The following is a 12,529-nucleotide window of genomic DNA, read 5'->3' as shown; positions in this document are numbered from 1 at the left end:
AACCTGTGGGAGCCTACTGCTCCTAACACACAATAATGGTATTTTAGCACAAAAAGGGAGGGGGTGCAAGTATTTTTACTTGACAGCCGGGAAAAAATTTTGCCCGCCATGCACTTCCTGCTAAAATATGGGAAAAAGAAGCTTTTATTTCGATTTTATATTGTTAAAATGTATCAGATATATTACAATGTAACTCATGAGATGAACATTTGTCAATTCATCTTAAATCAAATACGGAATGGGTTGTGTTATGAAAAATTTCAGACTGAACGAAAAAGAAGTAAAAACGCTTGCAGAGCGTTTTCCAACGCCCTTTTTGGTGGCATCACTGGACAAAGTTGAGGAGAACTACCAGTTTATGCGCCGTCATTTGCCGCGGGCGGGAGTATTTTATGCGATGAAGGCGAACCCGACACCCGAGATTTTATCTCTGCTGGCGGGCCTTGGTTCCCATTTTGATGTGGCCTCGGCTGGTGAGATGGAAATTCTCCATGAATTAGGCGTAGATGGTTCGCAGATGATATATGCCAATCCGGTAAAGGATGAACGCGGGCTTAAGGCTGCGGCTGCATATAATGTACGCCGTTTTACCTTTGATGACCCGTCGGAAATCGACAAGATGGCCAAGGCTGTGCCTGGTGCGGATGTGCTCGTGCGTATTGCTGTGCGCAACAACAAGGCCTTGGTAGACCTCAATACGAAGTTCGGTGCACCTGTGGAAGAGGCGCTGGATTTACTGAAAGCTGCGCAGGAGGCCGGCCTTCATGCCATGGGCATCTGCTTCCATGTGGGCAGCCAGTCGCTGTCTACGGCGGCTTATGAGGAAGCCCTGCTGGTGGCCCGCAAGCTTTTTGATGAAGCAGAGGCGATGGGCATGCACCTGACGGATTTGGATATCGGTGGCGGTTTCCCCGTTCCCGATGCCAAGGGGCTGAATGTGGATTTGGCGGCCATGATGGAAGCCATCAACAAGCAGATTGACCGCCTGTTCCCAAATACGGCTGTTTGGACGGAGCCGGGACGCTATATGTGCGGTACGGCGGTGAACCTTGTGACCTCTGTTATCGGTACCAAGACCCGTGGCCCGCAGCCCTGGTATATTTTGGATGAAGGCATCTACGGCTGCTTCTCAGGCATTATGTACGACCACTGGACGTACCCCTTGCATTGCTTTGGCAAGGGCACCAAGAAGCCTTCGACCTTTGGCGGTCCCAGCTGCGATGGTATCGATGTGCTCTATCGCGACTTTATGGCGCCGGAGCTCAAAATCGGCGACAAGGTGCTCGTGACGGAAATGGGTTCTTATACCAGCGTCAGCGCTACCCGCTTCAATGGTTTCTATCTGGCACCCACCATTATCTTCGAGGACCAGCCGGAGTACGCGGCGCGGCTCACGGAGGATGACGAAGTAAAGAGTAAGGCGGCTGTATAATGGATATTGAAGAAATCAAACATATGCTTTTTCATGCGCTGACGGAGGAATCTCTGGAAGCAAAGTTGGACGCGGCAAAATCCCAGCAGGAAGTTTATGGGATTTTGCAGGAACTGGATTATTTTACCCTGAGCATGGAGGAGTTCCAGCAGGGAATAAAAGCAATGCAGAACGAGGCAGAATAATGGTGATTGACCGGTCAAATGACTGGTCAATCACTTTTTTTATAGGAGCCCTTTTCAGTGCAGAATCTTTGGGGTATAATGTCAAGGTTACTATATTAATTAAAGCAATCATAAATTATAGGAGGAACGTATGGAATCTTTTGTGGGGGCGTTGGGCCTTTATGGCCTCGGAACGCTGGCGCTGATTTGGCCGAAGCGGCTGGAATTGGCTGCCCATTATGTGTCCATGGGGCTGGCAAGTATCGCCAGCCTTGTGGTGTTGTGCCAATCCTTGCTGACGCTGGGGGGCATGGGAGGTGCAGCTGTCTGGCAGCTGGGCCGCTATTCGTTGGCCGTTGACGGTTGGGCGGCAGCCTTTCTGCTGATTATCGGTCTGTCCGGCACGGCCGTCAGCATCTATGGTATGGGCTATGGCCGGGGATACTTAGGTGCCCGCATCCGTCAGCTGTCCGGACTTTGGAATCTCTTTTTGGGTTCGATGGTCATGGTGGTGCTGGCTGGCGATGCCTTTACCTTTATTCTGGCTTGGGAAGTCATGGCGTTGGTGTCCTTCCTGCTCGTGAACCACGAGAGCGAGAAGAAGCAGGTGGTGCATGCCGCATATCAGTACATGGTCATGACCCATCTGGGCACGGCAGCTATTCTTGTCGCCTTCTATCTTTTGGGCAGCGGGGCCGAAAGCTTCGCCTTTGCTGATTTGGCACATAGCCAGCTGCCGCCGGTGCTCCGGCATATCGCCTTTGGCTGTGCTTTCCTGGGCTTTGCGCTGAAGTCGGGCCTGATGCCGCTGCATGTTTGGCTGCCTAATGCACATCCGGCTGCGCCGTCCCATGTGTCGGCGCTCATGAGTGGTGTGATGCTCAAGGTGGCCGTTTATGGTTTTGGCCGTTTCGTCTTTGAATTTATCGGCGCGGATGTCTTTGCCTATGGCCTGATTGTCATGGTGGTAGGTTTGGTTTCTGCTTTCCTTGGTGTGCTCTACGCTTCCATGGAAAAGGATATGAAGCGGATTCTGGCTTATTCTTCTGTAGAAAACATGGGCATTATCTTTGCGGCCTTCGGCTGCGGTATGCTGCTCGTGGCTATGGATAAGCCGTATCTTTCGCTGGCAGCTTTTACGGCTGTATTGGTTCATTCCTTTGCCCACAGCTTAATGAAGTGCCTGCTCTTTATGAGTGCCGGTGCCGTCATGCACGCTACGGGCACCCGCAATGTGGAGCTTCTGGGCGGTCTTATGAAGAAGATGCCCTGGACGGCAGCCTTCACGTTGATTGGTTCCATGTCCTTGGCCTCGCTGCCCTTTACGGCAGGTCTGGTCGGTGAGTGGCTGACCCTGCAGGGCATGATGACACTGGCCTTCGAATCCGGCACGCCGGAACTGCGCCTGCTTGTTATCTTTGCCTTTATTTTGCTGGGGCTTACGGGCGCATTGGCTCTGGGCTGCTTTGTGCGGCTTTACGGCGTGACCTTCTTGGGCCGCCGCCGTTCCAATCTGGTGCTCAAAGCCCATGAAATGCCCTTTACGATGCTTCTGGGCATGGGCATGGAAGCGCTGGTCATTCTGGCGGCGGGCATCATGCCGGCACCGCTGGTTAATACCATGCGTCAGATTTTGGTGGACAGTCCTCTGGCTATTCCTGCCGGTAACTTTATGGGCCTCTGGTGGAATGGCGGCCAGTCGGAAGCGGTCTTTAGTCCCTGGCTGATTTTGATTGCTGCTCTTTGGCTGTTTGCTATTCTTGCGCTGACCATCAGCGGCAAGAAAGTCATCGTGCGCCAGGATGTGACCTGGAACTGCGGTACGGAACCGACCCGCCGCCAGCAGTATACGGCGACTGGTTTTTCCAAGCCCTTGCGCCGAGCCTTTGACTTTATCTTGAAGCCCCGCCGGGAGCGCGTTTTCCTGCAGCGGGAGCACGCTTATTTTGGCCGGAAGCTTCATTATAATCTGCTGATTCCTGACCAGTTTACGGACAGACTCTATCGTCCGGTACAGCACATCATGATAAAGGCTGCCGATACCCTGCGGATTGTTCAGCAGGGCAGTGTGCGCCTCTATATTGGTTATACCATGATTGCTATGGTCATCGTGTTGATTTGGGGAGGTATGTGAGATGGCGATTGGTTTTTATAATGCCGCCGTGCAGGCACTCTGTCTGCTTGTCTGCGCTCCCCTGATTGCCGGGATTGTCAATAAGACGAAAGCAACTTTGCAGAAGCGGCAGGGGGCCAGTATCTTTCAGGAGTACTTTGACCTCTGGAAATGGTGGCATAAGCCGGTGATTGTGACGAAATACACCAGCTGGATTTTTCTGGCGGCACCCATTGTGTATCTGGTGACCAGCATTATGGCAGCCATGATGCTGCCGGGACTGCTCGCGGGGAATATCCGCTTGGGTGATGCCTTTGTCTTTGTCTATATCTTAGCTTTGGGCCGTTTCTTTATGACGCTTGGTTCGCTTGATTCGGCTACGGCCTTTGGCGGCATGGGCGGTTCCCGCGAAATCTATATTTCCGTTTTGGTGGAACCGGCGGTGATGCTGGCCATCCTGCTGAACGCCAGCCGTTACGGCTCAACCATGCTCTCGCAGATGGTCATTGACTACAATGCCTTTTACTTTACCGTTCCGGCGGTAATGGGCGGCGTGGCCTTCTTCCTCGTGATGCTGGCGGAAAACAGCCGACTGCCGGTGGATAATCCCGATACGCATCTGGAGCTCACCATGATTCACGAGTGCATGACGCTTGAATATTCAGGCCGTCTTTTGAGTTATATCCATCTGGGCAGCATGCTCAAGATGCTGTCCTTCCTTGTGCTCTTTGGCAGTCTCTATCTGCCTCTGCCGTTGCCGTTGGTGGTGAAGGTGCTCCTGAGTGCGCTATTGATTGGTCTGGTGGAAACGCTGAACAACAAGATGCGCCTGTTCAAAGTCCGTGTTTATCTGGCTGCGGCTGTTATCATGCTGGCCGTAGCGATTATCGCACAGTAAGGAGGAGAAAATGGAATATTTGGTAGTTCTGCTCATCTTTGTGGTCTTTGTGCAGACCCGGGTGATGGAGCTGCGCCGCTCGGTGGTGGCGCTGATGGCCCAGTCGGTGATTGTGGCCTGTGCCTGTCTGTTGGCAGGCCTTAACCATGGCCTTATCCATGCTTTGATTCCCTTTGCGCTGACGCTGGGAGTTAAGGTTATCTTTATTCCTACGGCCATGCTCAAGCTCATCAAGCGCATTACCGATGAGCGGGAAATCTTTTCGGATATTAACGTGAATTATTCCACGCTGGCCGCGGCGGCCTTCCTGGTGTTCGGCTATGTACTCGGCAACCGCTTTATGCTCGACCCCATGGCGCAGGATATCTTTGCGGCCACCGTTATGATGATTATGACGGGACTCGCGCTCATGGTGATGCGCAAGCGCGCCATCCTGCAGATTTGCGGTTTGATTACGCTGGAAAACGGCATTTATCTCTTGGGTCTCATCATCACCGAAGGTCTGCCGTTAGTGGTGGAGCTTGGTGTATTCCTGGATGTATTGATTGCCGTGGTGGTACTGGTAATTCTCACTAATCGCATGAGTCTTTCCTTTATGACCACGGATACCACCGTAATGAGAAAGTTGAAGGGCTGAGGTAGTTTATGGAACTTTATTATATACTGGGGCTGCCCCTGCTCTTTGCAGTGGTGGCGGCTACCAATATGCTGGGGTTAAAACTCCTGCATATCGCCGACAGGCTGACGGCCACCGTGGTCTTTGGCCTGATTCTCGACATGGCAGTCAAATTTGCCTGCCATGCCGATGAACCCATCCGCCAGGGCTTCTTCTATGTGGATGCTCTGGGCATTTGGATGCTGGTGATTGTGGGCACGCTGTACTTGGCTTTTGCCTGGACGAGCAAGGCGTATCTGGAACGCGATACGAATATCCGCTATGGATACTTACGCCGCTTTACCCATTTGGAAGGGCGCTTCTATGCGCTGTCGCATCTCTTCGTTTGGACGATGATGCTGGTGGTGACGGTGGACAGCTTAGGGCTTATGTGGGTAACCATTGAAGCAACTACCTTGGTGTCGGCACTGCTCGTGGCCTTTAAGTTCACCCGCACGTCTTTGGAAGCAGCCTGGAAATATGTTATGGTCTGCACCGTGGGTATCTGCTTGGCGCTTTTGGGTACCATCATCCTTTATTATGGCCAGCTGCAGGCCATGGGCAATGTTCAGCCGCTGAACTGGGAGTTTATGGCCCATCATGCGCAGATGCTTGACCATGATGTGGCAAAGCTCGCCTTTGCCTTCCTCTTTGTGGGTTACGGCACGAAAATCGGCCTCGCGCCCATGCATGCCTGGCTGCCGGATGCTCATTCGGAAGCGCCGGCCCTTACGAGTGGCCTGCTCTCCGGTGCGCTCTGTATCTGCGCCCTCTATGTGCTCCTGCGCGCTACGGCTATCGTGATGCCGGTGGTGGGGCTGGACTTCATCAGCAATATGTATGTGGGCTTTGGCCTCTTGACCATTGCTCTGGCTGTGCCGTTTGTACTGGTGCAACGTGATGTCAAGCGTATGCTTGCTTATTCCTCGATGGAAAACTTCGGTCTGCTCGCCGCAGGCTTCGGTCTCTTTATGCCGCTGGCCGCAGAGGCGTCCCTTCTGCACATGTTCAACCATGCATTGGTTAAATACATGCTGTTCTATACGGCAGGTACCATTATGGAAACCTATGCGACGAAAAATATGATGCGCATTCATGGCATGATGCAGCAGGCACCCAAAACGGCGATGTTCTGGCTGCTCGGCATCGTAGGCATCCTGGGGATGCCGCCGATGGGGGTGTTCTTCAGTAAATTCTACATCATTGCCAGCTTCTTCCAGGCACATCATCCGTATCTGGGCATTCTGGCGCTCGTGCTGCTGGCTGGTATGCTGATTGGTATTCTCTACCATGCCATGCGTATGCTCGGCGGCAAGCCGACGCGCAAATCTGCCGGTGAACTGATGGGCAACCTTGACAGCTGTGTACTGTTCTTGATGCTGGCTGTCAGTGGTGTAGTAAGTGCCTTTGCCTACGAGCTTCCCTATGTGGGAACGCTGCTGACTGAGGCGGCAAAAATTGTTCTGGGAGGTGTGCAGTAATGGCGGATTGGTCTTTGAAAGTGGTGAAGCCGGAAAATTTCCGGGGCACTGCTAATATCCTTTCCAACGGCGGCAATAATCCTTTGACTGCCATGTTTGGCCGGGATGAAACGGAAAATCCCGAAGTGAAGGGTTATGCTATTTATGCGGTGTTTGAAAATCTGAGCGAGCATAAGATGGAGGCCGTTAAGGCTGTCTTTGGCGAAGGGGAGTCCCTTTGTTACGAATCCCTGACCAGTGTGATTCCTGCTGCCGTTTGGTATGAGCGCGAGATTCAGGATATGTTCGGCATTGTGCCGCAGGGCCATCCAGACCCGCGCCCGCTTGTCCTGCACGATACGTTCCCCGAAGGTTTTTATCCCCTGCGCAAGAATGTGGCAAAGGATGTTGAGGTTCGTGGCAACCGCCGTATGGATATGAGTGTGGCCAAGGGCGAAGGTGTTTATGAAGTGCCGGTCGGTCCGATTCATGCCGGTATTATCGAGCCGGGTCACTTCCGTTTCAGTCAGGCCGGTGAATCCATGCTGCAGTTGGACGCGCGTCTGTTCTATACTCACCGTGGTCTGGAAAAAATCATGGAGGGCAAGACACCCGAAGAAGCGCTGCCCATCGTCGAGCGTATCTGTGGTGCCTGCTCCATTGCCAACACCTGGAGCTTCTGTCAGGCTGTGGAAAAAATCGCTGGCGTAAAAATTCCGCGGCGGGCGGAAATCATCCGCACGCTGCTGATGGAAATCGAGCGCATCACCAACCATGTGGGTGACCTTGGCAATATCCCCGCCGGCGTGGGCTTTAATCCGGCTATCAGCCTCGGCGGTCGCACGAAGGAAATGCTTATGCGCCTGCAGGAACGCATTGCGGGCAACCGCTTCCTGCGCGGCGTAATCGTTCCCGGCGGTGTGCACCAGGATATTGACAGTGCCTTAATCAACGATATCGCCGATATTATGGACAAGGTCAAAACCAATGTCAGCGATTTAAGCGAAATGTTTGCCCAGCAGGCCAACTTCCAGAACCGCGTGCGCACGACAGGTATTGTACGCAAAAATACCGCTGTGGATTTGGCGATGGTTGGTGTGGGTGCAAGAGCCTCGGGCTTTGCCCATGACAGCCGCAAGGATTTTGCTTACGGCCTTTACCCGGAACTTGACTTTGAGCTTGTGACGGAAAAGACCGGCGATGTGGCCGCAAGGTTGGCTCTGCGTATTGCCGAACTTACCGAATCCTTTGGCCTTGTGGAGCAGCTTTGCAATCTGCTGAAAGCTGACAAGTCAAATGACCCGTCAAATCTGACAAGTCAAATTGACTGGTCAAATGTCAGCGGTGAGGATTGGGGCCTTAGCGAATCGGCTCGGGGCAGCAACTTCCAGTTTGTAGCCCTGCAGGATGGCAAAATTGACCGCATTTTCGTCCGCAGCGCCTCTTATCCCAACTGGCCTGCGCTGACCATTGCGGTGCAGGGGGATATCATTCCCGACTTCCCGCTTATCAATAAGAGTTTTGAACTGTGCTATGCCTGCATTGACCGTTAAGAGGTGAGGAGAGATTATGTTTAAGGTAATAGAACGCTTATTAGGCGATAAAATCGCCACCGAAAAAATTTCCCTCACCGGCAGTGAACGCTTCCGCGGGAAAATCAACGGCAGCTGCCCAGAAAATCTGCGGGAAGAATGTGCCAAGGTTTGCCCCGTGGGCGCTTTTAAGGTCACGGCAGATGCACAGGGCTATGCCGTTGACTATAAAAAATGCCTATTCTGCGGCAAGTGTGTGGAAAAAGCCATGGGCAACCTGCAGCATAGCAGTGATGAGGCTCTGCCTGTGATTACGGAAGATGCTGCCGAGGTTACGGCCGAAGTCATCAAGCAAAAGCTCGGCCGCAGCCTGCATGTGCGCCATCTTGATGCCGGTTCCTGCAATGCCTGCGACTTTGAGATGGGCGCAATGTCCAATCCCATCTATGATTTGCACCGCTATGGCGTGCATGTGGATGCATCTCCGCGTCATGCTGACCTCTTGATGGTCACAGGCGTGGTGACGAGAAACTTGGAGCAGGCCCTTAAAATGTCCTACGAAGCCATGCCGGAACCGCGGCTGGTCATGGCCTGCGGTGCCTGCGCGGCGGGCGGTGAGACTTACGGCGCCAGCTATGCTATCGTCGGGGCTGCTGACAAGGTGGTGCCGGTGGATATTTATATCCCCGGCTGCCCTCCCAGACCAAGCGCTATGATTGCCGGCCTTTTGGCCGCTGCAGATATGCTGGCGGAAAGAATGTAAGAATTTGTCAAAAAATTTCTTGCCAAATACTATCTTGCTATGCTATTATGTATGTTAGATTGTGAAAACGGGCTGAAGGTATAACCGTTTTTACATAATACAATGATGGTGGTTGATGTATGGAAGTCATTTTAGCAGATTATCTCGGCTTTTGTTATGGCGTGAAACGTGCTGTAACCATTGCCCAGGAAAATGCTTCCGCTGATGGCACAGCTTCAACACTGGGACCCATTATCCATAATCCCCAAGTGGTGGAACGCCTCAAGACAGAAGGCGTTGGCACGGTTGATACGTTAGCAGAGATGGATAGGGGAACCGTGATTATCCGCTCCCATGGTGTAGGGCCGGATATTTATGAAGAAGCCGAAAAACGCGGGCTGAATCTGGTGGATGCAACCTGTCCTCATGTGAAGAAGGCGCAGTTGTCGGCTAAGAAATTGGCGGATGAAGGCTATAAGGTTGTCATCATCGGTGAGAAGAAGCACCCTGAGGTGCGCAGTATCTTTGAATGGTCCGATGGCAAAGCGACAATCGTGGAGACAGAGGAAGAGGCCGATGCCTTGGAATCCAGTGCCAAACTCGGTGTGGTCTGTCAAACGACTTTTTCCGGTGACCGGTTCAAGAGTATCGTGAATCATTTGCTGGAGAAGTCCCGGGATATCCACATACAGCGAACCATTTGCACAGCGACTGACCAGCGGCAGAAAGCAGCTTTGGATTTAGCAGCCAAGGTTGACATGATGCTCGTGATTGGCGGCAGAAACAGTGCTAATACCACGCGGTTGGCGCAGATTTGCGCAGAAAAATGTTTAACTTACCATATCGAAACTGCAGAAGAACTGCAGGACGAGTGGTTTGATAAAATTGAAAAAATTGGTATTACAGCGGGTGCTTCAACACCTGACTGGATTATCAAGGAGGTATATAAAAAGTGTCAGAACAGATGAATATGGAAGAACTCTTAGCAGAGGCCGAAAATGCAATGCCGGATATCCAGGAGCGCACCGTTGTAACCGGTGAAGTTATCCAGGTTTCCCGCGATGAGGCTTATGTTGATATCGGATACAAGCAGGAAATTGCTATTCCGAAGCGCGAGCTGGCTTACCCGGCTCCGGAGTCCGCTGAGGACGTAGTAAAAGTTGGCGACAAAATCGATGTTTACATCGTTTCCCTGGGCGGCGACAACGGCGGCATCCTTTCCAAGGTTAAAGCTGACCGCATGGTTGCTTGGAAGGAAATGGAAGCCATCATGGAACGTGGCGAAACGGTTCAGGCTACCATCAATCAGGTAGTTAAGGGCGGTCTCGTAGCTTCCGTAAATGGTCTCCGTGGCTTTATCCCGGCTTCCCAGATGGAACTGCATTTCGTAAAAGATCTGTCCGTATATGCTGGTCAGACTGTTGAATGCGAAATCATCGAAATCGATGTACACAAGCAGCGTCTTGTTCTTTCCCGCCGCAAGCTCCTCGAAGCTGTTCGCGCTGAGAAGGAAGACGAAGTATTCTCCACGCTGCAGGCTGATACCATCGTTCGCGGTACCGTTAAGCGTATCGTTGATTACGGTGCATTCATCGACATCGGCGGCGTAGATGGTCTGGCTCATATCTCTGACCTGGCTTGGAACCGCGTGAAGCATCCGTCTGATGTTCTCGAAGTTGGTCAGGAACTCGATGTATACGTTAAGAGCATCGACCAGGAAGCAAAGCGCATTTCCCTGTCCGTAAAAGACACCATGCGTGATCCTTGGCTCGACAATGCTGAAAAGTATGCTGAAGGCGACATCATCGAAGGCAAAATCATCAAACTGACGGACTTCGGTGCATTCATGGAAATCGAACCGGGCTTCGATGGCCTGATTCCGATGGGCGAACTGGCTGAAAAGCGCATTGAACGTGCTGATGAAGCTGTTCATGTTGGCGATGAAGTTAAGGTTAAGGTTCTGCGCATCGACACGAAGCGTAAACGCATTTCGCTGTCCATCACGAAAGCTAACTAATAGCTTCGCTAAATAAACAGAATAAACTCAGGGGAGTGATGTTTTCCATCACTCCTTTGTTTAATTAGAACTAGAATGAAAGAGATATAGATATGAGTAAGGAATACGCTGGGATTATTTCCAGAGTAAATGAGGGGAGTCTGGCCGAGGAACTGGAGCTGGTTCCTGGTGATAAAATCATCGCCATCAACGAACAGCCCCTGCGGGATATCATTGATGTGAGCTTTGCCATGGCCGATGAAGAAATCGACCTGACCATAGAGCATGCCGATGGCGAGCGGGAAATCATTTCCTTTGATAAGGATTTTGATGAAGAACTGGGCGTGGAATTTGAGTCGGCAGTATTTGATGGCATTCGCAAATGTGCCAACAACTGCTATTTCTGCTTTGTCAATATGATTGCCCCGGATATGCGGGACAGCTTGTCGATAAAAGATGATGATTACCGCCTGTCCTTCCTCTATGGCAACTTTGTGACCATGACCAATATGGGACCGGCGGACTTCAAGCGTATCGAGCAGTTCCACCTGTCGCCGCTCTATGTGTCGGTGCAGTGCATGAATCCGGAGCTACGGGCACAGATGCTGCGGTGTAAAGGCGCGGCACGGATTACCGAGCAGCTTGAAAATCTGGAAAAAGCTGGTGCTGAATACCATACGCAGATTGTGCTCTGTGCTGGATTAAACGATGGCGAAGAATTAGAGCGCTCCATCCGCGAAATCGCCGCCCGCCGTCCCCATGCCCTGTCCATGGCTATTGTGCCCGTGGGCATCACCAAATATCGCACCGACCCCTATCCCTTGCAGCAGTTCGACCGTGAAGGTGCCGCCAGAGTCATCGACATGGTGGAGAAGTGGCAGAAGAAGTTCCAGCAGGAAGAGGGACGTACGTTCCTGTACTTAGGGGATGAATTCTACTTCTTGGCAGGCCGTGAAGTGCCGCCAACCGAATTCTATGACGGCTTCCCGCAGCTCGATAACGGCATTGGCCTGACCCGCAGCTTTATCAATGACTGGAATTTGACATGTCAAAATTCTGACATGTCAAATGGCTATGATGAGCCCTTTGTGATTGATGTGGTGACGGGAACCTCCGTGGCGCCGGTTATGGAAAAGCTGGCGAAATCCTTACAGATCAAAAATCTGCAGGTACGGATTGTGCCGGTGGAGAACAAGCACTTTGGTTCAACGGTCAATGTATCGGGACTGTTGACCGCAAAGGACATTATTGATACGCTGCAGACTATGCCGGAGGCAGAGAAGCGGCAGGCGCTGATTATTCCCGAACCTGCGCTGAGGGCAGGCGAGGATATCTTCCTTGACGATATGACCCTGCAGGAATTTACCGCGCATTTCCCGAACATCCGCGTAGAGCCGGTACAGGGCGGGGCAGATTACTACCATGCGCTTACCGACTGGTCAAATTATCATAAGAACCGCAGCGGCGAAACTGCCTATACCTGGCAGAGCAATGCAGGCTATACGAAGCCTGTGGAATAACTATAAGAAAGAAGGCT

Annotated in this window: 11 protein-coding genes; all 11 read left to right on the top strand. The window is 52.1% G+C overall.

The window, feature by feature from the left end; translation table 11 throughout:
* Positions 1-250 precede the first annotated feature (250 nt).
* Positions 251-1,432: a type III PLP-dependent enzyme gene (locus tag P157_RS0110545; protein WP_026760951.1), complete on the top strand. Its 1,182-nt coding sequence runs from the start codon at positions 251-253 to the stop codon at positions 1,430-1,432.
* On the top strand, positions 1,432-1,617 hold the full coding sequence (locus tag P157_RS0110540; protein WP_026760950.1) for a hypothetical protein: 186 nt from the start codon (positions 1,432-1,434) through the stop codon (positions 1,615-1,617). The genes P157_RS0110545 and P157_RS0110540 overlap by 1 nt, the downstream gene beginning before the upstream one ends.
* 130 nt (positions 1,618-1,747) lie before the next feature.
* Complete coding sequence (locus P157_RS0110535) at positions 1,748-3,730, top strand: proton-conducting transporter membrane subunit (RefSeq protein ID WP_026760949.1); 1,983 nt, start codon at positions 1,748-1,750, stop codon at positions 3,728-3,730.
* 1 nt (position 3,731) lies between these two features.
* On the top strand, positions 3,732-4,607 hold the full coding sequence (locus P157_RS0110530; protein WP_026760948.1) for a respiratory chain complex I subunit 1 family protein: 876 nt from the start codon (positions 3,732-3,734) through the stop codon (positions 4,605-4,607).
* Between the two features lie 10 nt (positions 4,608-4,617).
* Positions 4,618-5,244, top strand: coding sequence for a hydrogenase (locus P157_RS0110525; protein ID WP_026760947.1), 627 nt, complete (start codon positions 4,618-4,620; stop codon positions 5,242-5,244).
* Between the two features lie 8 nt (positions 5,245-5,252).
* Positions 5,253-6,743, top strand: coding sequence for a proton-conducting transporter membrane subunit (locus P157_RS0110520; RefSeq protein WP_026760946.1), 1,491 nt, complete (start codon positions 5,253-5,255; stop codon positions 6,741-6,743).
* Positions 6,743-8,275 (top strand): NADH-quinone oxidoreductase subunit C, encoded by a 1,533-nt coding sequence (locus P157_RS0110515; protein WP_026760945.1) that lies wholly within the window; start codon positions 6,743-6,745, stop codon positions 8,273-8,275. The genes P157_RS0110520 and P157_RS0110515 overlap by 1 nt, the downstream gene beginning before the upstream one ends.
* Positions 8,276-8,291: 16 nt before the next feature.
* Positions 8,292-9,017, top strand: coding sequence for an NADH-quinone oxidoreductase subunit NuoB (gene nuoB / locus P157_RS0110510; protein WP_026760944.1), 726 nt, complete (start codon positions 8,292-8,294; stop codon positions 9,015-9,017).
* Positions 9,018-9,136: 119 nt separating this feature from the next.
* Positions 9,137-9,964, top strand: a complete 828-nt coding sequence (gene ispH, locus P157_RS0110505) for a 4-hydroxy-3-methylbut-2-enyl diphosphate reductase (RefSeq protein ID WP_026760943.1) — start codon at positions 9,137-9,139, stop codon at positions 9,962-9,964.
* A 2-nt stretch (positions 9,965-9,966) separates the two neighbouring features.
* Positions 9,967-11,013: a 30S ribosomal protein S1 gene (rpsA, locus tag P157_RS0110500; RefSeq protein WP_230578507.1), complete on the top strand. Its 1,047-nt coding sequence runs from the start codon at positions 9,967-9,969 to the stop codon at positions 11,011-11,013.
* A 92-nt stretch (positions 11,014-11,105) separates the two neighbouring features.
* Entirely contained in the window at positions 11,106-12,512 is a 1,407-nt protein-coding gene (locus P157_RS0110495) for a DUF512 domain-containing protein (protein WP_026760941.1), read from the top strand.
* The last annotated feature ends 17 nt before the right edge of the window (positions 12,513-12,529 follow it).

The organism is Selenomonas ruminantium AC2024, from assembly GCF_000687995.1.
Taxonomy (GTDB): Bacteria; Bacillota; Negativicutes; order Selenomonadales; family Selenomonadaceae; genus Selenomonas_A; species Selenomonas_A ruminantium_B.
This window is presented reverse-complemented; position numbering and strand designations above follow the sequence as displayed.

What these genes read in the sequence shown, in the direction of transcription:
- P157_RS0110545 (WP_026760951.1), top strand. Translation starts at nt 251, where the DNA reads ATGAAAAATTTCAGACTGAACGAAAAAGAAGTAAAAACGCTTGCAGAG.
- P157_RS0110540 (WP_026760950.1), top strand. Translation starts at nt 1,432, where the DNA reads ATGGATATTGAAGAAATCAAACATATGCTTTTTCATGCGCTGACGGAG.
- P157_RS0110535 (WP_026760949.1), top strand. Translation starts at nt 1,748, where the DNA reads ATGGAATCTTTTGTGGGGGCGTTGGGCCTTTATGGCCTCGGAACGCTG.
- P157_RS0110530 (WP_026760948.1), top strand. Translation starts at nt 3,732, where the DNA reads ATGGCGATTGGTTTTTATAATGCCGCCGTGCAGGCACTCTGTCTGCTT.
- P157_RS0110525 (WP_026760947.1), top strand. Translation starts at nt 4,618, where the DNA reads ATGGAATATTTGGTAGTTCTGCTCATCTTTGTGGTCTTTGTGCAGACC.
- P157_RS0110520 (WP_026760946.1), top strand. Translation starts at nt 5,253, where the DNA reads ATGGAACTTTATTATATACTGGGGCTGCCCCTGCTCTTTGCAGTGGTG.
- P157_RS0110515 (WP_026760945.1), top strand. Translation starts at nt 6,743, where the DNA reads ATGGCGGATTGGTCTTTGAAAGTGGTGAAGCCGGAAAATTTCCGGGGC.
- nuoB (WP_026760944.1), top strand. Translation starts at nt 8,292, where the DNA reads ATGTTTAAGGTAATAGAACGCTTATTAGGCGATAAAATCGCCACCGAA.
- ispH (WP_026760943.1), top strand. Translation starts at nt 9,137, where the DNA reads ATGGAAGTCATTTTAGCAGATTATCTCGGCTTTTGTTATGGCGTGAAA.
- rpsA (WP_230578507.1), top strand. Translation starts at nt 9,967, where the DNA reads ATGGAAGAACTCTTAGCAGAGGCCGAAAATGCAATGCCGGATATCCAG.
- P157_RS0110495 (WP_026760941.1), top strand. Translation starts at nt 11,106, where the DNA reads ATGAGTAAGGAATACGCTGGGATTATTTCCAGAGTAAATGAGGGGAGT.